The following is a 19,730-nucleotide window of genomic DNA, read 5'->3' as shown; positions in this document are numbered from 1 at the left end:
GCAATAGCGCGGTGGTCCCACCTGACCCCATGCCGAACTCAGAAGTGAAACGCCGTAGCGCCGATGGTAGTGTGGGGTCTCCCCATGCGAGAGTAGGACACTGCCAGGCATCAAATAAACGTTATCAGTGTGACGACTGGTAATGCGCAAGTCGCAGAGTGCGATATTGCCGGTATCGAAAGATACAACGTAAAAGAATCGGTGGAGCGGTAGTTCAGTTGGTTAGAATACCTGCCTGTCACGCAGGGGGTCGCGGGTTCGAGCCCCGTCCGTTCCGCCACTTATTTAATTATGCCTGCTTTATTAGCAGGCATAATGTTAAGCGAGATTTAGGGGCGTAGCTCAGTTGGTAGAGCACCGGTCTCCAAAACCGGGTGTCGCGAGTTCGAGTCTCTCCGCCCCTGCCATATTAAGAACCCTTTGCGAAAGCAAAGGGTTTTTTTTTACCTATTATCCCTTTCCTTAGCGCGTTATCGTTTTGGAAAAGAGCGCATCGGCTGTTCTATGCTGATGTTTATCTGATCCGAGTTGCTCCATAACCTTTCGATCTTTACCTCCGCAGAGCTCCTGATTCTCCTGCCATTTTGCATTTTCTTCTCTCAGAAGGCGATGGGCGGCTTTTTGCATGATAGACAGCCAAGACCACGGTGGCGGCTTTTAAGGCCGCCATAGCGCTTTAGGCTGCGGTATTTAAAGGTATTTTAAGTAATTGCCGAATCAAAGGTTGTTGATCGCTATTTTGCAACCAGACGGCATACAGTGGGCGGATAATCGGCGGGATCTCGCTGGCGGCCACCAGCTGTGGGTACTCTTTTTCCCAATGGCTGGGTAGGAAAGCGCATCCGCCCGTGGTTTCCAACAGCTGACGCGTCAGGTGAGCGGAGGTGGTGGTAAGCACCGGTACGTTATCACCTTCCAACATGCGGTTTTCCTGTTGGTGGAAGTCGGCTCCCCATTCCAGCTTGATGTAGGGCATTGGGGCCTGTTTGTCACGATAAGCGGATGAGAACAGGCGTAATGAGAAATTGCTCAGCTGCTGGCTGGCCAATTCATCCATCTTCGGCGGTTCAGTGGTGATCAGTAAATCGAGCTGCCTTTCATGCAGTTGTTTTACCAAAGAGTGCCTTAATGCCACCCTGGCTTCTAGCTGCAGCGCCTCGCGTTGTTGATAGAGTGCTTGCAACCAGGGAGTCAGATAGGCCTCCCACAACGAAGCGGTAGCGCCGATCGATAACTCGGTGTGTTGCAGCGAACGCACGACTTCCTTCTTCGCCAACTGCCAGGTGTTCATCAGGCTCTCGGCATAGGGCAGAAGCCGCTCGCCGGCAGGCGTCAGGCGGATGTTATTGCGATGACGGGTAAATAAATTTGCGCCCAACTGGTTTTCTAACTGACGGATGCGGAAACTGACCGCGGACTGCGTTAAGTACAAAGATTCTGCGGCTCTGCCAAAGTGACGCGTTCTACTGACCTCCAAAAAGGTTTTCAGTAATTCGGTATCCACACCTATCTCCAAAAAAATTTGTCGTTAAGATTTAAATGTTTTGTTTTACACGCTGTCAAGCCTATCTAATACTCCGCGCCATAAACAGCACGGCCATAAGAGAATTAGGAGCGTGTCAGATGGCGGATAGCTTCACCACGACCAATCGTTTTTTTGATAATAAACATTACCCTCGCGGGTTCTCCCGTCACGGCGATTTCACCATTAAAGAGGCGCAATTGCTAGAGCGCTTCGGCTACGCGTTTAACGAGTTGGACTCGGGCAAACGCCAGCCGGCCACTGAAGAAGAACAGCTGTTCGTCGCAGTGTGCCGAGGTGAGCGCGAAGCGGCTACCGAGCAGGAAAAAGTATGGGCTAAATATCTGGCGCGCACACGTCGCCCGAAGAAATTCCATACTCTGTCCGGCGGTAAACCGCAGGCTGACGCAGTAGAAGATTACAGCGACAGCGAAGACTAAAGACGATGGGGCCTGCGGGCCCCATTTTCATTCCAGACTGCGATGCAGTTGTAACAGCAGACGGTCCATACTGCGATAGCCCAGTGCTTCGCTGAGGTGGTGCCTGTCGAGTTCAGCATCTCCCGCCAAATCCGCCAGCGTGCGCGCCACTTTCAAGATGCGCTGCCAGGCGCGAACCGATAACCCCAGCGTGTTTAATGTTGCTTCCAAAAACTCGGCGTCAGCCGCCTGCAAAACGCAATCTCGTTCCACTTCGCGGTTGCTCAACAGCGCGTTGACTTTACCGGCGCGTTCGAGCTGCCGGGCGCGTGCCTGCTGCACCCTTTTCCGTACTTGTTCGCTGCTTTCTCCATGGGTTTTCCGATGACTGAGCGTACCCGGCGGCAACAACGGTACTTCGATAGACAGATCGAAACGGTCGAGAAAAGGCCCTGACAGCCGGGCCAGATAGCGCAACACCTGCTGCGGTGAGGCGCGATTGTGCAATCCCTGATAATGCCCTGTCGGGCTGGGGTTCATTGCCGCGATCAGTTGCACCCTGGCGGGGAAACAGACCTTGGCGTTGGCACGCGAAATCACGATCTCGCCGGATTCCAACGGCTCACGCAGCGCATCCAGTACCTTACGCTCGAATTCCGGCAGTTCATCCAGAAACAGCACGCCGTTATGCGCCATCGAGATCTCGCCCGGTCGCGGCAGTGAGCCGCCGCCGACCAATGCCGCCATCGAGGCGCTGTGGTGCGGTGCGCGGAACGGCCTCTGACGCCATGGTAGAGCGGCGGGAATATGATGCTGCAAGCTGGCGACCGCCAGGCTTTCCAGCGCCTCAGTCTCCGTCAGCGGCGGCAGTAAGCCCGTGAGACGGCTGGCCAGCATGGTTTTACCGGTGCCCGGTGGCCCAATCAACAGTAGGTTATGCCCGCCGGCGGCGGCGATCTCTAATGCCCGCTTGGCCTGTTCCTGGCCGATGATGTCGCGCAGGTCGTCGTTTTCGCACGCGTTGTCTGCATCGGGGGGCGTGGCCGCCACCGGCAGTTCGCCTTGGCCGAGCAGAAAAGCGCAGACTTCCAGCAGGTGTTGGGCAGTATGGGAGTGCGACTGCGCGATCAGGCCGACTTCGGCGGCGTTGTCCGTCGAGAGGATCAGTTGCCGCCCGGCATCAGCCGCCGCCAGCGCCGCCGGGATTGCTCCCCTGACCGCGCGCAGTGAGCCGGACAGCGCGAGTTCGCCAAGAAACTCGTAGCGTGCCAACGGTGCGAGGGGTAACTGCTCGGAGGCGGCGAGGATCGCCAGCGCTATCGGCAGATCGTAACGCCCGCCTTCTTTCGGCAGATCGGCGGGGGCTAAATTGACGGTGATGCGCCGGGCGGGAAAGGTGAAACCGTTGTTGATCAGGGCGCTGCGCACCCGATCGCGCGCTTCTTTTACCGTGGTTTCCGGCAGGCCGACCAGCGTCAGGCCGGGCAGGCCATTGCTGATATGCACCTCCACCGTCACGGAAGGGGCCTGAACGCCGATGATGGCGCGGCTATAGATTAACGCCAGTGACATATCGCTCTCCTTGCTGAGGACGACATGATGCGTGATTCATCCTGGCATTGCGCGGCGTTATTGGTGGTTTTTCTAGGGGTTTCGCAGCGTAATTGCTCATTTTCATCGAAGTAAATGAGATTGTGCGAGCCGCCTCGCATCCTGCGGCAATACCCATTAACAATTCGCTGAAGGCTGCAACACATTAGCGGCCCATACACATTGCAATCATAGGGTTAACGGGTGTATTTAACAATTGATTAAAAGAAAAATCACTTCTTTAACAAGCCCCGACCGCCGCCGCATTCTGCCCGGCAGCCGCTAAACCTCCTGACTTCGTACTCTACGGTAGGGATAACACTATGTTTGGTTGGACCCCGCTGCAACGCAACGCGGCAATCGCCAGTTTTTCAAGCTGGACGCTCGACGCTTTCGATTTTTTCGTGCTGGTATTCTTACTCAGCGATATCGCGCAGTCCTTTCACGTCGGTCTGGAACAGGTCACGTTGGCGATTCTGCTCACGCTGGCGGTGCGCCCGATTGGCGCGCTGATCTTCGGGCGTGCGGCGGAAAAATATGGCCGCAAACCGATCCTGATGTTGAATATCGTCTTCTTCTCGGTGTTTGAGCTGCTCTCCGCCGCCGCGCCTTCGCTGACGGTCTTCTTGCTGTTGCGGGTGTTGTACGGTGTTGCGATGGGCGGCATCTGGGGCGTGGCGTCATCGTTGGCGATGGAAACCATACCGGACCGCTCACGCGGCCTGATGTCGGGTATTTTCCAGGCCGGCTATCCGTTTGGTTATCTGCTGGCGGCGGTGGTGTACGGCCTGCTGTTCGAAACGGTCGGCTGGCGCGGCATGTTCGTCATCGGCGCGGCGCCGATCCTGCTGCTGCCGTTTATTTATTATTGCGTGCAGGAGTCGCCGGTATGGCTGGCGGCGCGTGAACGCAAAGAGAGCACCGCCTTGCTGCCGGTGTTGAAGAGCCACTGGAAGCTGTGCTGCTATCTGGTGCTGCTGATGGCGGCGTTCAATTTCTTCTCCCACGGTACGCAGGATCTGTATCCGGTGTTTCTGAAAGTTCAGCACGGTTTCGACCCTAAAACCGTCAGTATTATCGCCATTAGCTACAATATCGCGTCAATTATCGGCGGTGTTTTCTTCGGTTCGTTGTCAGAAAAGATCGGCCGCAAAAAAGCGATCATCATTGCCGCGCTGTTGGCGCTGCCGGTGATCCCGCTGTGGGCGTTTTCCAGCGGTTCGCTGATGTTGGGGATCGGCGCTTTCCTGATGCAGTTCATGGTGCAGGGCGCCTGGGGCGTGGTGCCGACCTATCTGACCGAGCTGGTGCCGGCCAACACCCGCGCGGTGCTGCCGGGGTTCGTGTACCAGCTGGGTAACCTGATCGCCTCGGTCAACGCCACGCTGCAAGCCACCATCGCCGAGCATCATGGGCATAATTACGGCCTGGCGATGGCGATCGTCGCCGGTACGGTGGCGGTGGCGATCGCCCTGTTGGTGTTCTTCGGCAAGGATACGCGCGGCAAGGCGATCACCGACGCGGTAGAAAATCCGGGTATGCGCGCCAACGTGTGAAAGAGGGGCGATTCGCGTGAGGTATGACCAGATTGCGCCGAATAATAACGCAAAAAAAGTGTTGTCATGTCGCGCGCGGCTGTGGTACCTCTGTAAGCATTAGTTCTGAATGAGCACAGTGAACAAACCCATTATGAAAGCCTTTGCCCAAGTGATTAGCCTAGTCGTGATTAGCGTGGTGGTGATTATTATCCCACCGTGCGGGGCTGCACTTGGACGAAGAAAGGCTTAGCAAACAAGCCGGAATCGCAAGAGAACCCCCGCACCGTCAGGTCCGGGGGTTTTTTATTGGCAAGAGAAAAGTGGAGCAAGGGGCAGAGCATGAAAAACAGAACAAAATCCTGCAGTTGTCGAAGAAAGGCGGGGAAATAACTATGAATGGCGCTCAGTGGGTAGTTCAAGCGTTGCGTGCGCAGGGTGTAGATACCGTATTCGGCTATCCGGGCGGGGCAATCATGCCGGTGTACGATGCGTTGTATGACGGCGGCGTGGAACACCTGCTGTGCCGCCATGAACAGGGCGCCGCCATGGCCGCCATCGGCTACGCCCGCGCCACCGGCAAAGTCGGTGTCTGTATCGCCACTTCCGGCCCCGGTGCCACCAACCTGATCACTGGCCTGGCTGATGCGCTGCTCGATTCTGTTCCCGTTGTCGCCATCACCGGCCAGGTGGGTTCCGCGCTGATCGGCACCGATGCCTTTCAGGAGATCGATGTTCTCGGCCTGTCTCTGGCCTGCACCAAGCACAGCTTCCTGGTGGAGTCGCTGGACGCCTTGCCGGGCATCATGGCGGAAGCGTTCGCCATCGCCGCAGGCGGCCGGCCCGGCCCGGTGCTGATCGATATCCCGAAAGACATCCAGCTGGCGCAGGGGGACTTGCACCCGCATCTGATGCCGGTTGACGAAGCGCCGGCGTTCCCGTCGGCGGCGTTGGCCGAGGCGGCCGCGCTGCTGGCGCAGGCGCACAAACCGATGCTGTACGTCGGCGGCGGCGTGGGCATGGCGCAGGCGGTGCCAGCGCTGCGTGAGTTTATCGCGGTGACCCGCATGCCGAACGTCGCCACCCTGAAGGGGCTGGGCGCGCCGGACGCGCAAGACCCGCTGTATCTCGGCATGTTGGGCATGCATGGCGCCAAGGCTGCCAACCTGGCGGTGCAGGAGTGCGATCTGCTGATCGCCGTCGGCGCGCGTTTCGATGATCGCGTGACCGGCAAACTGAACGCCTTCGCGCCGCACGCCAAAGTGATCCACATGGATATCGATCCGGCGGAGATGAGCAAACTGCGCCAGGCGCATGTGGCCCTGCAGGGTGATTTGAAAACGTTGCTGCCGGCGTTGCAGCGCCCGCTGGACATCGCCGCCTGGCAGCAGCAGGTGACGGCGCTGAAAGCCGAGCACGCCTGCCGCTACGATCACCCCGGCCAGCCGATCTACGCACCGCTGTTCTTGCGCCAGCTGTCTGACCGCAAGCCGGCCAACAGCGTAGTGACCACCGACGTCGGTCAGCACCAGATGTGGAGCGCGCAGCACATGACGTTCGAACGTCCGGAGAATTTCATCACCTCCAGCGGCCTCGGCACCATGGGATTCGGCGTGCCGGCCGCGGTAGGCGCTCAGATTGCCCGCCCGCAAGATACGGTGATCTGCGTCTCGGGCGATGGCTCCTTCATGATGAACGTGCAGGAACTGGGCACTATCAAGCGCAAGCAGCTGCCGCTTAAGATCGTGCTGCTGGACAACCAGCGCCTCGGGATGGTGCGTCAATGGCAGCAGCTGTTCTTCGACGGCCGCTACAGCGAAACCAACCTTTCCGATAACCCCGACTTCCTGATGCTGGCCGCCGCCTTCGGCATTCCCGGCCAGCGCATCAGCCGCAAGGATCAGGTGGAGGGCGCCCTCGAGGCGCTGTTCAACACCGAAGGCCCTTATCTGCTGCAGGTCTCTATCGACGAACTCGAAAACGTCTGGCCGCTGGTGCCGCCGGGCGCCGGCAACGAAACCATGTTGGAGGAAATATCATGATGCAGCATCAACTCTCGATCCAGGCGCGTTTTCGCCCCGAAATGTTAGAGCGCGTATTGCGGGTCGTGCGTCATCGCGGCTTTCAGGTTTGTGCTATGAATATGGTTTCCCCGGCCAACGCCGACAGCATCAATATCGAATTGACCGTTGCCAGCCCGCGCCCGGTTGCCCTGTTGTCATCTCAATTAAGTAAACTGATGGACGTCTCCTGCGTCGAGATCCAGCAGCCAACATCACAACAAATACGCGCCTGAGGCGCCGAGAAGGATAAATAACAATGACAAAGAAAGCCGATTACATTTGGTTCAATGGTGAGATGGTTCCTTGGGCCGAGGCCAAAGTGCACGTGATGTCGCACGCGTTGCATTACGGCACGTCGGTGTTTGAAGGCGTACGCTGCTATGACTCGCACTTGGGGCCGGTGGTATTCCGTCATCGCGAGCATATGCAGCGCTTGCACGATTCGGCGAAAATCTACCGCATGCCGGTTTCGCAAAGCGTCGACGAACTGATGGAAGCCTGCCGCGCCACGCTGCGCAAGAACAATCTGGTCAGCGCCTACATTCGCCCGCTGGTGTTCGTCGGCGATGTCGGCATGGGCGTCAACCCGCCGGCCGGTTATAAAACGGACGTGATTATCGCGGCGTTTCCTTGGGGCGCTTATCTGGGTGAAGAGGCGCTGGAGCAAGGCATCGATGCGATGGTCTCCTCCTGGCACCGCGCCGCGCCGAACACCATCCCGACCGCGGCCAAAGCCGGCGGCAACTATCTTTCCTCTCTGCTGGTGGGCAGCGAAGCGCGCCGCCACGGCTATCAGGAAGGCATCGCGCTTGACGTGCACGGCTACATTTCCGAAGGGGCGGGCGAGAACCTGTTCCAGGTGAAAGACGGCGTGATTTACACCCCGCCGTTCACCTCGTCGGCGCTGCCGGGCATCACCCGCGACGCGATCATCAAGCTGGCGAAAGACATGGGCTTCGAAGTGCGTGAGCAGGTGCTGTCGCGCGAATCGCTGTACCTGGCCGATGAGGTGTTCATGTCCGGCACTGCGGCGGAGATCACGCCGGTGCGCAGCGTGGACGGCATTCAGGTCGGTATCGGTAAACGTGGCCCGGTGACCAAACAGATCCAACAGGCGTTCTTCGGCCTGTTCACCGGCAAGACCGAAGACAAGTACGGTTGGCTGGATCCGGTAAACCCGTAACGACAAGGCTCGCCGCGCAGCGTGGCGGACGACAAGACAGACAAGATAAGAAATATCCAGGCGGTTCGTTCGCCGCCTGCCATAAATACATTTGGAGTGAAAAGAGCATGCCTAAGTACCGTTCCGCCACCACCACCCACGGCCGCAATATGGCGGGTGCCCGCGCATTGTGGCGCGCGACCGGGATGACCGACGCCGATTTCGGCAAGCCGATCATTGCCGTGGTCAACTCCTTTACCCAGTTCGTGCCTGGCCATGTGCATCTGCGCGATCTGGGCAAACTGGTCGCCGAACAGATTGAAGCCTCCGGCGGCGTGGCCAAAGAGTTCAACACCATCGCGGTGGATGACGGCATCGCCATGGGCCACGGCGGCATGCTCTATTCCCTGCCGTCGCGCGAGCTGATCGCCGACTCGGTCGAATACATGGTGAACGCCCACTGCGCCGACGCGATGGTGTGCATCTCCAACTGCGACAAGATCACCCCGGGTATGCTGATGGCGGCGTTGCGCCTGAACATTCCGGTGATCTTCGTCTCCGGCGGCCCGATGGAAGCCGGCAAAACCAAACTCTCCAACCAGATCATCAAGCTGGATCTGGTGGACGCGATGATCCAGGGCGCGAACCCGAACGTCAGCGACGCCGACAGCGAGCAGATCGAGCGTTCCGCCTGCCCGACCTGCGGCTCTTGCTCCGGCATGTTCACCGCCAACTCGATGAACTGCCTGACCGAAGCGCTGGGCCTGTCGCAGCCGGGCAACGGTTCGCTGCTGGCCACCCACGCCGATCGCAAGGAACTGTTCCTCAACGCCGGCAAGCGCATCGTCGAGCTGACCAAACGCTATTACGAGCAGGACGACGAGAGCGCGCTGCCGCGCAATATCGCCAACAAGGCGGCATTTGAAAATGCCATGACGCTGGACATCGCCATGGGCGGTTCGACCAATACCGTGCTGCACCTGTTGGCTTCGGCGCAGGAAGGCGAGGTGGACTTCACCATGGAAGACATCGATCGCCTGTCGCGCAAAGTGCCGCACCTGTGCAAGGTGGCGCCGAGCACGCAGAAATATCACATGGAAGACGTGCACCGCGCCGGTGGCGTAATCGGCATCCTCGGCGAGCTGGATCGCGCCGGCTTGCTGAACCGCGAGGTGAACAACGTATTGGGGCTGACCCTGCCGCAGACGCTGGAGGCCTACGACGTGATGCTGACCCGCGACGAAAGCGTCAAGAAAATGTACTCCGCCGGGCCGGCCGGTATCCGCACCACGCAGGCATTCTCCCAGGACTGCCGCTGGGATTCGCTGGACACCGACCGCAAGGAAGGCTGCATCCGCACCCGTGAGCACGCCTACAGTCAGGACGGCGGGTTGGCGGTGCTGTACGGCAACCTGGCGGAAAACGGCTGCATCGTCAAAACCGCCGGCGTCGACAAGGAAATCCTCACCTTCCGCGGCCCGGCCAAAGTGTATGAAAGCCAGGACGACGCGGTAGAAGCGATCCTCGGCGGTAAAGTGGTGGCGGGCGACGTAGTGGTGATTCGCTACGAAGGGCCGAAAGGCGGCCCGGGCATGCAGGAAATGCTTTACCCAACCACCTACCTGAAATCGATGGGGCTGGGCAAGGCGTGCGCGCTGATCACCGACGGGCGTTTCTCCGGCGGCACCTCCGGGTTGTCCATCGGTCACGCTTCGCCGGAAGCGGCCAACGGCGGCCTGATCGCCCTGGTGCAGGACGGCGACATGATCGCGATCGACATTCCTCATCGCGGCATCCAGCTGGATGTCAGCGAGCAGGAGTTGGCGGCGCGGCATGAGGCGGAACTGGCGCGCGGCGACGCGGCCTGGACACCGAAAAACCGTGAACGTCAGGTGTCCTTCGCGTTGCGCGCCTACGCCTCGTTGGCTACCAGCGCCGACAAAGGCGCGGTGCGCGACAAGAGCAAACTGGGGGGATAAGCAGCATGGCGGTCTCTCAACCCCTACCCAGCGCCCCCTGCGGCGCGGAATATCTGCGAGCGGTACTGCGCTCGCCGGTTTACGAGGTGGCGCAAGTCACCCCGTTGCAGGCCATGAGCAAAATCTCTTCGCGCCTCGGCAACACCATTTTGGTGAAGCGCGAAGATCGCCAGCCGGTGCACAGCTTCAAGCTGCGCGGGGCCTATGCGATGATCGCCGGGCTGGACGAGGAGCAGAAGGCGCGCGGCGTCGTGACGGCTTCGGCCGGTAACCACGCGCAGGGCGTCGCCTTCTCCGGTAAACGGCTGGGGATCAAAACGCTGATCGTGATGCCGGTGTCCACTGCGGACATCAAGGTGGATGCGGTGCGCGGTTTCGGCGGCGAAGTGTTGCTGCACGGCGCCAATTTCGACGAGGCCAAAGCGAAGGCGATCGAGCTTTCCCAACAGCAGGGCATGACCTTTGTGCCGCCGTTCGATCACCCGACGGTGATCGCCGGGCAGGGCACGCTGGCGATGGAGCTGCTGCAGCAAGACGCGCATCTGGATCGGGTTTTCGTGCCGGTTGGCGGCGGCGGCCTGGCCGCCGGGGTGGCGGTGCTGATCAAACAGCTGATGCCGCAGATCAAAGTGATCGGCGTCGAAGCGGAAGACTCCGCCTGCCTGCGCGCGGCGCTGGATGCCGGCCATCCGGTGGATCTGGCGCGCGTCGGGCTGTTCGCCGAAGGCGTGGCGGTGAAGCGCATCGGCGACGAAACCTTCCGCCTGTGCCGTGAGTATCTGGACGACGTGATCACCGTGGACAGCGACGCCATCTGCGCGGCGGTCAAAGATCTGTTCGAGGACGTGCGCGCGATTGCCGAACCTTCCGGCGCGCTGGCGCTGGCGGGGCTGAAAAAGTACGTCCAGCAGCACAACATTCAGGGCGAGCGTCTCGCGCACGTGCTGTCCGGCGCCAATCTCAACTTCCACGGGCTGCGCTATGTTTCCGAGCGTTGCGAACTGGGCGAACAGCGCGAAGCGCTGCTGGCGGTGACCATTCCGGAACAGCAGGGCAGCTTCCTCAAGTTCTGCCAGCTGCTGGGCGGCCGCTCGGTGACCGAATTCAACTACCGCTACGCCGATGCCGACAACGCCTGCATTTTCGTCGGCGTGCGGCTGACGCGCGGTCACGCCGAACGGCGGGAGATCATCGACGAACTCAACGCCGGCGGTTATCAGGTGGTGGATCTGTCGGACGATGAGATGGCCAAGCTGCACGTGCGCTACATGGTGGGCGGGCGTCCGTCGAAGCCGCTGCGCGAACGGCTGTTCAGCTTTGAGTTTCCGGAGTCGCCGGGCGCGCTGCTGAAGTTCCTGCAAACGCTGGGCACGCACTGGAACATCTCGCTGTTCCACTATCGCAGCCACGGCACCGACTTCGGCCGGGTGCTGGCGGCCTTCGAGCTGGCGCAAAGCGAGCCGGAATTCGAGCGGCACCTGCAGGCGCTGGGCTACGATTGCCACGACGAAACCGACAACCCGGCGTTCCGCTTCTTTTTGCAGGGGTGAGCCGGATTGATAAGCAACCGTGACGCGTTAGTCAGTTTATGGGTTGCATGGTTGTGATTTTGTCGTGCATTTTTATACTGCCAAGACTTCTGACGTATAGGGATGCACGACAATGAAAACCGCTTTTTCTACGCCGTTCGGTTCTCCCGAAGACGATTTGACCAACGCCGAATTTGCCCGCCTGTTGGGCAATGCCGGGGTACAAGAGTTCTATCGCGATATTAATCTGCAAGCCTTGCAGGACTCGCTGGACTGCAGCCTCGCTTTTCATGGCGTGGGAATTATTTTTTCCGACGGGCAAAACTCATTTTTAGTCCGCCCGACGCAGCACACCGGTTATTCGAACGCTTCGCAGGTCACCCACGTGGTCATCAGCAAAACGGTGGCTCATACCTCGCGCGTTGCCGCGACCAATACGCTGTCGGAAGCGTTGAGCAAACCCAGCGTGAGCAAAGAGTTGGCCTCGGCCGCGCTGTCGTGCGGAACGCTGCTGGTATCGGTATTTTTACTGGCGTCGGGCAGCGTCGCCGTGCCGTTCACCGGCGGCACCAGCTCTGCGGTGGCTTATCTGGGCTATGCCGGCATGGCCGCCAGCGCGCTGCAGTGCGGCAATGGGCTATACCGCGTCAACAAGCTTTATGACGGGAAAGGCGATGAATTGGCGCAGCTCGACTCTGAGCAGTGGTATATCGCCACCAGCACCGTACTCGATGTGATCTCGCTGGCCAGCGCGGGGGCCGCCCTGAAGGAAGCGACGATGACCTACCGCGCCATGCGCCGCATTTCGGCGCGCAAGGCGACGGAATGGCTGAAAAGCATGCCCCGCAGCGAAAGGAAGCGGCTGACCGAAAACATCATTCGGGCGGAAAATCCGGGGATTTCCAATAACGTCTTGAAAGAAATGGTGAAGAACGGCTTATACCCGAAGCGTTACCCGACGGAAGCGATCCAAAACGGGCTGCGTCAGCAATTGCATTCGGCGCTTAATAACGCGTTGACGTTCGTGGGCAGCGGCATCAGCGGCACCCTGTCTGCGCCGGTGAATGTGAAAACCACCGGGCAGTATTTTGTAGGCATTATGCAGAAATTGCCGCAGATGGTGAGGTAATGGCGGACTGGATGATTAAACGCCTGATCGTGCAGGGCCGGGAGATGGAACGCCAAATCGCGGCGCGCGATCGCGCGCTTTTCGCCGGCGTGGATGCGCAGCTTGAGCAGCATTTCCTGACGCCGGGCCAGCGGCTGTCACCGCCGGGCGTCAGCAATGTCATGTTGCTGATGGTATGCCTGACGCTGGGGCTGGCGGGCGTGATGGGCCTGGCCACGGACGTGGCGGCCGCCTGGAGCGGCAAGACTTCCGCCGCCGTTCTCATGGGCAGCGGCGCGATCGTGGCGGTGTGGATGACGCTGATCCTGTTCCAACTGGTGCAGGGGAAAAACAGCGGGGTGGTATTGCTGCAATATTACCTTGGCATGCTCGGTCTGTGTTGCCTTGGCGCCGCAGTAGCGTGGGCGACGGGCATGACCGGCATCGCCACCGGCGCCATGTTGCTGGGGGGCGCAGTGGGTGGTGCGCTATTCAGCAATCGGGCGGCGTTCTACCTGTATGTCGCTTATTTTCGCACGCGTCGGCGCGTGTTTATCAAACGCCGTTGGCAGAGGGAAGATCTGCGCAACACCCGATAAATCGTCAGAACGGAAAAGCTTATGACGCAACCCTTCTCCGGCTTTAGTCAGCAGGGCTTGAATTTCCTGCAGCAGGTGCGGATTGAGAATGATAAGGCGTGGTTCGACGGCAACCGCGACATCTACGATCGCGAGCTGCTGGCGCCGTTCCGCGCGCTGGTGGAGCAGTTGGCTCCCGGCATGCTGGCGATCGATCCGCAGTTCGAGACTCGCCCGGCGATCGGCAAAACGCTGTCGCGCATTCATCGCGATACGCGCTTTTCTCATGATAAATCGCGCTACCGTAGCCGCATGTGGCTGACGTTCAAGCGTCCGAGCAAAGACTGGAAAGACGCGCCGGTGTATTTTTTTGAACTGGGGCCGGACATGTTGCGCTATGGGCTCGGCTACTACAGCGCCAACAAGCCGACCATGGATCTGTTCCGCCATACGCTGAGGCAGCGGCCGCAGCCTTTCCTTGAGGTGGCCGCCTGCTGCCGGCCGCCGTTCGAGCTGGTGGGCGAAAGCTACAAGCGCCCGCTGGTGAAGGAGCAGGCGGCGGAGATCGCCACCTGGTACAACCGCAAATCGTTCGCGGTGATGGTGACTGACAGCGAAGTGGAAAAGCTGTTCAGCGCCGATCTGGCGCCGCGGCTGGCCGGGGCATTTTTGCAGCTTGAGCCGCTCTACCACTGGCTGATGCAGGTAGAGACGATGAAGCAGATCGATCCGGCGGATCTGTAAACCTCGCGTCAGCGGGGATGCAGCAACCGCCAAAAGGCGTCGATCAGCGGATCGCTGAGGCGCTTTTTCTGGACGCAGACCCCCAGCTCGAAGGGTTCGACCATCGAGATGTTATCCAGCTGCGAGATGCGGTTGCGCACCGGCTCCGGGCTGTTATCCACCACCACGCTCGGGATCAGCGCGATGCCGCAGCCCAAAGCGACCATCGAAACGATCGCTTCGTGGCCGCCGACGGTGGCGTAAATCAGCGGATTGCTGATGCGGTGGCGGCGGAACCACAGCTCGATGCGTTTTCGCGAAGGGCCGTGTTCCGGCAGGATGAACGGGATCTCGGCCCAGTCGGGTTTGTCGGCAAACGCCTGGCTGCGTACCGCGCAGGGCAGCGCCGGTGCGATCAGCACCAGCGGGATTTCACCGATTTTGGTGAACGCCACGCTGGCGGGCAGCGTTTCCGGCCGGCCGGCGATGCCGAGATCGGCCTCGTTGGACTGCACCTTGTCGACCGCGTCGGCGGCGTCGCCGGTGGTCAGCTTAATTTCTACCAGCGGGTGCTGCGCGCGGAAGCGATCGAGGATCGGCGGCAGGTGGCTGTACGCCGCGGTCACCGAGCAGAACAGCCGCAGTTCGCCGCTCAGCGAAGGGCCGTGCTGGCCGAGCGAGTGCTTCAGCTGCTGATATTGCAGCAGCGTTTGCTGGGCGAATTCTTTCAGCTGTTCGCCGGCGTCGGTGAGCTGCACGGTGCGGTTATCGCGCAGGAACAGCGGCTGCCCGAGGATCTCTTCCAGCCGCTGGATCTGGCGGGAGAGCGTCGACGGGCTGACGTGCATCGCCTTGGCGGTGCGCCCGAAGTGATGGCTTTCGGCCAGATGCAGGAACAGCTTTAAATCACGTAAATCCATATCGATACGCTCGCAGTGAGAGTGTTGCAAAAATTGCAATATCACGTTCTCAATATATCAATTTAAGCAACGCATTTCCTGTTATACATTGAGTTTAACGAATCTCCGCACAGACAGGGCGGGGAATGAAAATAACAATGCAAGACAACATCAAACCGGAGTACCACCATGGCTAACTATTTCAACACATTGAACCTGCGTCAGCAGCTGGCGCAATTGGGTAAATGCCGCTTTATGGCGCGCGACGAATTTGCTGACGAAGCCGGCTACCTGAAAGGTAAAAAAGTGGTGATTGTCGGCTGTGGCGCCCAGGGCCTGAACCAGGGGCTGAACATGCGTGACTCCGGCCTGGATGTCGCCTATGCCCTGCGCAAAGAAGCGATCGACGAAAAGCGCGCTTCCTGGCGCAAGGCGACCGAAAACGGCTTTAAGGTCGGCACCTACGAAGACCTGATCCCACAGGCGGATCTGGTGGTTAACCTGACCCCGGACAAGCAGCACTCTTCTGTGGTGCGTGCGGTGCAGCCGCTGATGAAAGACGGCGCGGCGCTGGGGTATTCCCACGGCTTCAACATCGTTGAAGTGGGCGAGCAGGTGCGCAAAGACATCACCGTGGTGATGGTCGCGCCGAAGTGCCCGGGCACCGAAGTGCGCGAAGAGTACAAGCGCGGCTTCGGCGTGCCGACCCTGATTGCGGTTCACCCGGAAAACGATCCGAAAGGCGAAGGCATGGCGATCGCCAAAGCCTGGGCGGCGGCGACCGGCGGCCACCGCGCCGGCGTGCTGGAATCCTCCTTCGTCGCTGAAGTGAAATCTGACCTGATGGGTGAGCAGACCATTCTGTGCGGCATGCTGCAGGCGGGGTCTCTGCTGTGCTTCGACAAGCTGGTTGCTGAAGGCGCCGATCCGGCTTACGCCGAGAAACTGATTCAGTTCGGCTGGGAAACCATTACCGAAGCGCTGAAGCAGGGTGGCATCACCCTGATGATGGATCGCCTGTCCAACCCGGCCAAGCTGCGTGCCTATGCGCTGTCCGAACAGCTGAAAACCATCATGGCGCCGCTGTTCCAGAAGCACATGGACGACATCATTTCCGGCGCCTTCTCCAGCGGCATGATGGCCGACTGGGCGGAAGACGACGTGAAACTGCTGACCTGGCGCGAAGAGACCGGCAAAACCGCGTTCGAGAATGCGCCGCAGTTTGAAGGCAAGATCAGCGAGCAAGAGTACTTCGATCATGGCGTGCTGATGGTGGCGATGGTGAAAGCGGGCGTTGAGCTGGCGTTCGAAACCATGGTCGATGCCGGCATCATTGAAGAGTCGGCTTACTACGAGTCGCTGCACGAGCTGCCGTTGATCGCCAACACCATTGCGCGTAAGCGTCTGTATGAAATGAACGTGGTCATCTCCGATACCGCGGAGTACGGCAACTACCTGTTCGCCAACGCAGCGGTGCCGTTGCTGAAGGACTTCATGACCACCCTGCAGGCGGGCGATTTGGGCAAAGCCGTGGCGGGTACGGCGGTGGACAACGCGCAGCTGCGCGACGTGAACGAAGCGGTGCGCAGCCACCCAATCGAAACCGTCGGCCGCAAACTGCGTGGCTACATGACCGACATGAAACGTATCGCCGTTGCGGGCTGATTTTCCGCAAGATAAAAAACAAAAGCCGGCTGCAATGCCGGCTTTTTTATGCCTGCGGCGGCGCGATCAGTTGCCGTTCAAGGCCGCGCCGGATCGCGTGTTTGGCGTTGGCGACCCCCAGCTTACGCACCGCATTGCCGATGTGAAACTTCACCGTGCCGGTTTTGATCCCCAGGATCAGCGCGATCTCGTTATAGGTTTTGCCCTGGCTGGCCCAATAGAGAATTTCCCCTTCGCGTGGCGAGAGCCGATCCTTTCGGCCAGCCTCGGCGCTGGCCAACGCAAACGCGTGCTGGTGGGTATCGACCAAGACCATCTGCAGGCTGGCCCTTTCTTCCGCCATTAGCTGCCGCAGTTCGGCGTCATCGGCCGCCGTCGCGCTGATCGACAAGATCGCCAGGTTGTTGTCGTGATCGTGCAAAACAAAGCTGCAACCGTGCACGATGTCGTACTCCCGCGCCTGGCTGAAGATCTTCCGGTAATGCCGATCCTCGGTGGTGAGGGCGGTGTCGTGCCACATAAAGGGCGCACAGCGGCTATGGGCGGCGCGCACGACGGGATCGATGTGCTGATAGCGATTGGTACTGTAGATGTCCAGCCATTCTTGCGGGTAGTTCGATACCAGCAGATGGCGATCGGGATGGTGTTTGTTGAAGGTCAGGTAAGCGTATTTGAATTGGCTGAAGGCCTGTAGCCGGCCGTCAAGATGTAGTCTTGCGGCGACGGCGTTGGCGAATGTGGCGGCCATCGGTAACCTCCCTGTCGTTCGGCGGCTCAGCCCGACCTGCACCAAAGTCCAGCTAGTCAGTGCGGCGGATTGAAATTTATACTCGGCTAATAAATTCAAAAAGACGGCAATGCCAAGACCCGAGCTTAGCAGCTCTGGGCGGAAATAAGCCAACGCCAGGGAAATTCTTTCAATCATCCTCTGATCAATGCTTCTGGGATCCATTGCGTGGGCGGCGGGGGTGACTTCGCCGCCGCCTTATTGATTATGCGGGCATCGCCGCTGCGGGAATGATGGCGCCGCGATGTTGGATCACCGTCGCAGCAAGCTGGTGGCCGCGCTGCGCCGCCTGCTGGGCACCGCCGCCGTTCAGGCGCACCGCCAGGTAGCCGGCGCTGAAAGAGTCGCCCGCCGCGGTGGTATCCACCACGCGCTCCGGCGGCAGCGCGATCGCCGGCACCTCAAGCCGCTCCCCCTCCACATTGAACACCAGACAGGCATCCGCGCCGCGTTTGATAACGATCTCGCCGACGCCGAGCGCCTGCGTGCGCGTCACTATCTGTTCAACCGGCTGCGCTCCCCACAGCAATTCTTCGTCATCCAGCGTCAAAAAGGCGATGTCGGTGCAGGCCAGCACCTCGCGGTAGGCCTGCTGCGTTTCCTCACGGCTTGGCCACAGGCGCGGGCGGTAGTTGTTGTCGAAGATCACCTTGCCGCCGTTGGCGCGACAGCGGCGCAGCAACGCCAGCAGCTTCGTGCGGTCGGCAGGCGCGAGGATCGCCAGGCTAATGCCGCTGAGGTACAGGTAATCGAACTGCGCCAGCCGCGCGCACAGTGCGTCGGCCTGCGGTCCAGCAAGCCAATAGCGGGCGGCGGCGTCATTGCGCCAATAGTAGAAAGTGCGTTCGCCGGCGGCGTCGGTTTCGATCACGTACAGGCCCGGCAGCTTGTTGTCGAATTGCTGAATCAACCCGGTCTCGATCTTCTCCTGCCGCCAGGCCTGCAGCATCTCGCCGCTGAAGCTGTCGGTGCCGAGCGCAGTGACGTAATGCACCTGCAACGTCTGTTTCGGCATTTGGCGGGCGAGGTAGACGGCGGTGTTGAGGGTATCGCCGCCAAAGCCGCGCGTCAGCTGTGCGCCCTGCTGCGACAGCTCGATCATGCATTCGCCGATCACGGCGAGGTTTCGGATAGTCATCGTCAATAAGCCCTGGCTAAAGAAGAAGCAACAGCCACCAGTCTCCACGCAAGGCGGTAAGGGAGTCAATAAATTAAAACAGTGTTTTAATTTTTTATGATCGCGATCGGCCAACGCCAACAGGGTGAAGAGGAAAGCGTGCGGCAATTCGTGCTTAAAGTTTTACGCGGCGTGGCCGATAAGTTGGGTAAAGAAACAGCGGCAGCGCTCTCACTTCCCCGCCACGGCGATAGTACCGATGATAACCAATCTGATCTCGGGTCTGCTGGCGCCCTGTTTTGCCCTCTATGCCTGCGCCAAATCGCGGCGCTACTGGCGGCAATGCCGGCGCTTGTATACCTTCCAGCCGATTTATCGCACCAGCGGCGCGCTGTTGGCGGTGGAACTGCTGACGGCGGTATATCACCCGAATGAGCCGGACAAGCGGCAATCCCCGGAACACTATTTTGCCTCGCTCGGCGTCGCCCAGCGTTTGCGGGTGGTTCAGGAACAGCTGGCGTTGTTGCAGCGCTGGCAGGCGTTGTTCACCCGCCATGCGGTGATGGTATCGGTCAATATCGACGGCATCGCGCTGCAAGCATTACAGCGTCATAGCGCCTTGCAACGGCAGATCGCCGAGATGCCCTATCTGCGCTTCGAGCTGGTGGAGCACGCCGCAACGGCATCAAGCCGCCCGCTGCAGCAGATTGTCGGCGGCGAGCGGCTATGGCTGGACGATTTCGGCAGCGGGCTGGCCAACTTCTCCGCCGTCGGCGCCTGGCGCTATCAATACATCAAGGTGGCGCGCGAATTGTTCACCTTGCTCAAACAGTCGGAAGAGGGGGTGCAGCTGCTCGGCACCCTGATCAAAATGATGAACCAGCACAGCGACGGGGTGATCGTCGAAGGCGTGGAAACCGAGCAGGAGTGGCGGCTGGTGCAGCGCTCCGGCGCGTTGGCCGCCCAGGGCTACTACCTTTCCCGTCCGGCGTGCTTTGAAACGCTGCACAGCGTGCCGACGCTGTTCGCCGCACCCGGCGCGCCGGCGTGAACT

18 protein-coding genes, 2 tRNA genes and 1 rRNA gene are annotated in these 19,730 nt (G+C 60.0%); 16 read left to right on the top strand and 5 right to left on the bottom strand.

Going from position 1 to position 19,730, the window contains the following annotated elements; genetic code table 11:
• The 3 genes from rrf to ACJ8IJ_RS22525 all read left to right on the top strand — a co-directional run.
• Positions 1-109 (top strand): 5S ribosomal RNA (gene rrf / locus ACJ8IJ_RS22535); the annotation flags it as partial.
• A gap of 94 nt (positions 110-203) precedes the next feature.
• Positions 204-280: transfer RNA gene (locus ACJ8IJ_RS22530), tRNA-Asp, on the top strand.
• Between the two features lie 51 nt (positions 281-331).
• Positions 332-407, top strand: a tRNA-Trp gene (locus tag ACJ8IJ_RS22525).
• 269 nt (positions 408-676) lie between these two features.
• Here the strand turns inward: ACJ8IJ_RS22525 and hdfR are convergent.
• Positions 677-1,504, bottom strand: a complete 828-nt coding sequence (gene hdfR / locus ACJ8IJ_RS22520) for an HTH-type transcriptional regulator HdfR (protein ID WP_004929945.1) — start codon at positions 1,502-1,504, stop codon at positions 677-679.
• A gap of 119 nt (positions 1,505-1,623) precedes the next feature.
• Here hdfR and ACJ8IJ_RS22515 point away from each other — a divergent pair, with 119 nt between their 5' ends.
• Positions 1,624-1,962, top strand: a complete 339-nt coding sequence (locus ACJ8IJ_RS22515) for a DUF413 domain-containing protein (RefSeq protein ID WP_004929946.1) — start codon at positions 1,624-1,626, stop codon at positions 1,960-1,962.
• A 27-nt stretch (positions 1,963-1,989) separates the two neighbouring features.
• Here ACJ8IJ_RS22515 and ACJ8IJ_RS22510 read toward each other — a convergent pair whose 3' ends face one another.
• The gene (locus tag ACJ8IJ_RS22510) at positions 1,990-3,513 is read right to left on the bottom strand and encodes a YifB family Mg chelatase-like AAA ATPase (protein ID WP_154871846.1); all 1,524 of its coding nucleotides are present in this window, start codon (positions 3,511-3,513) and stop codon (positions 1,990-1,992) included.
• Between the two features lie 341 nt (positions 3,514-3,854).
• Between ACJ8IJ_RS22510 and ACJ8IJ_RS22505 the strand changes: the two genes are divergently transcribed.
• The 10 genes from ACJ8IJ_RS22505 to ACJ8IJ_RS22460 all read left to right on the top strand — a co-directional run bounded on the left by ACJ8IJ_RS22505 (position 3,855) and on the right by ACJ8IJ_RS22460 (position 14,229).
• Positions 3,855-5,087 (top strand): MFS transporter, encoded by a 1,233-nt coding sequence (locus tag ACJ8IJ_RS22505; protein WP_004929950.1) that lies wholly within the window; start codon positions 3,855-3,857, stop codon positions 5,085-5,087.
• Between the two features lie 133 nt (positions 5,088-5,220).
• Positions 5,221-5,319 carry an ilv operon leader peptide gene (gene ilvL / locus ACJ8IJ_RS22500; protein WP_013814970.1) on the top strand — a complete coding sequence of 33 codons (99 nt, stop codon included), beginning with the start codon at positions 5,221-5,223 and terminating at the stop codon, positions 5,317-5,319.
• Between the two features lie 142 nt (positions 5,320-5,461).
• Positions 5,462-7,108 carry an acetolactate synthase 2 catalytic subunit gene (gene ilvG / locus ACJ8IJ_RS22495; protein ID WP_286093661.1) on the top strand — a complete coding sequence of 549 codons (1,647 nt, stop codon included), beginning with the start codon at positions 5,462-5,464 and terminating at the stop codon, positions 7,106-7,108.
• A complete protein-coding gene (ilvM, locus tag ACJ8IJ_RS22490; RefSeq protein WP_004929955.1) occupies positions 7,105-7,362 on the top strand; it encodes an acetolactate synthase 2 small subunit in 258 nt (85 codons plus the stop codon). The genes ilvG and ilvM overlap by 4 nt, the downstream gene beginning before the upstream one ends.
• 23 nt (positions 7,363-7,385) lie before the next feature.
• Positions 7,386-8,312: a branched-chain amino acid transaminase gene (locus tag ACJ8IJ_RS22485; RefSeq protein ID WP_004929958.1), complete on the top strand. Its 927-nt coding sequence runs from the start codon at positions 7,386-7,388 to the stop codon at positions 8,310-8,312.
• A 107-nt stretch (positions 8,313-8,419) separates the two neighbouring features.
• Entirely contained in the window at positions 8,420-10,270 is a 1,851-nt protein-coding gene (gene ilvD, locus ACJ8IJ_RS22480; protein ID WP_015379395.1) for a dihydroxy-acid dehydratase, read from the top strand.
• A 5-nt stretch (positions 10,271-10,275) separates the two neighbouring features.
• Positions 10,276-11,820 carry a threonine ammonia-lyase, biosynthetic gene (ilvA, locus tag ACJ8IJ_RS22475; protein WP_004929963.1) on the top strand — a complete coding sequence of 515 codons (1,545 nt, stop codon included), beginning with the start codon at positions 10,276-10,278 and terminating at the stop codon, positions 11,818-11,820.
• Positions 11,821-11,932: 112 nt separating this feature from the next.
• On the top strand, positions 11,933-12,928 hold the full coding sequence (locus tag ACJ8IJ_RS22470) for a hypothetical protein (RefSeq protein ID WP_004929965.1): 996 nt from the start codon (positions 11,933-11,935) through the stop codon (positions 12,926-12,928).
• Positions 12,928-13,506, top strand: coding sequence for a hypothetical protein (locus ACJ8IJ_RS22465; protein WP_442518961.1), 579 nt, complete (start codon positions 12,928-12,930; stop codon positions 13,504-13,506). Before ACJ8IJ_RS22470 ends, ACJ8IJ_RS22465 begins: the two co-directional genes overlap by 1 nt.
• Before the next feature lie 21 nt (positions 13,507-13,527).
• Positions 13,528-14,229, top strand: a complete 702-nt coding sequence (locus ACJ8IJ_RS22460) for a DUF2461 domain-containing protein (RefSeq protein ID WP_004929969.1) — start codon at positions 13,528-13,530, stop codon at positions 14,227-14,229.
• An 8-nt stretch (positions 14,230-14,237) separates the two neighbouring features.
• Here the strand turns inward: ACJ8IJ_RS22460 and ilvY are convergent, their stop codons facing one another.
• Positions 14,238-15,128, bottom strand: a complete 891-nt coding sequence (gene ilvY / locus ACJ8IJ_RS22455; RefSeq protein ID WP_004929971.1) for an HTH-type transcriptional activator IlvY — start codon at positions 15,126-15,128, stop codon at positions 14,238-14,240.
• 168 nt (positions 15,129-15,296) lie between these two features.
• On the opposite strand from ilvY, the gene ilvC reads away from it, so the two are divergent.
• Positions 15,297-16,772: a ketol-acid reductoisomerase gene (ilvC, locus tag ACJ8IJ_RS22450; protein WP_004929973.1), complete on the top strand. Its 1,476-nt coding sequence runs from the start codon at positions 15,297-15,299 to the stop codon at positions 16,770-16,772.
• Positions 16,773-16,818: 46 nt separating this feature from the next.
• Here the strand turns inward: ilvC and ACJ8IJ_RS22445 are convergent, their stop codons facing one another.
• Both ACJ8IJ_RS22445 and ACJ8IJ_RS22440 read right to left on the bottom strand, forming a co-directional pair.
• Positions 16,819-17,520 (bottom strand): LuxR family transcriptional regulator, encoded by a 702-nt coding sequence (locus ACJ8IJ_RS22445; RefSeq protein WP_044030082.1) that lies wholly within the window; start codon positions 17,518-17,520, stop codon positions 16,819-16,821.
• A gap of 244 nt (positions 17,521-17,764) precedes the next feature.
• Positions 17,765-18,697, bottom strand: a complete 933-nt coding sequence (locus ACJ8IJ_RS22440) for a sugar kinase (protein ID WP_004929977.1) — start codon at positions 18,695-18,697, stop codon at positions 17,765-17,767.
• A 238-nt stretch (positions 18,698-18,935) separates the two neighbouring features.
• Here ACJ8IJ_RS22440 and pdeH point away from each other — a divergent pair, with 238 nt between their 5' ends.
• Positions 18,936-19,727, top strand: coding sequence for a cyclic-guanylate-specific phosphodiesterase (gene pdeH, locus ACJ8IJ_RS22435; RefSeq protein ID WP_021505226.1), 792 nt, complete (start codon positions 18,936-18,938; stop codon positions 19,725-19,727).
• Positions 19,728-19,730: the final 3 nt, after the last annotated feature.

Source organism: Serratia sp. CY40230 (assembly GCF_052168835.1).
GTDB classification, from domain to species: Bacteria; Pseudomonadota; Gammaproteobacteria; order Enterobacterales; family Enterobacteriaceae; genus Serratia; species Serratia nematodiphila.
This window is presented reverse-complemented; position numbering and strand designations above follow the sequence as displayed.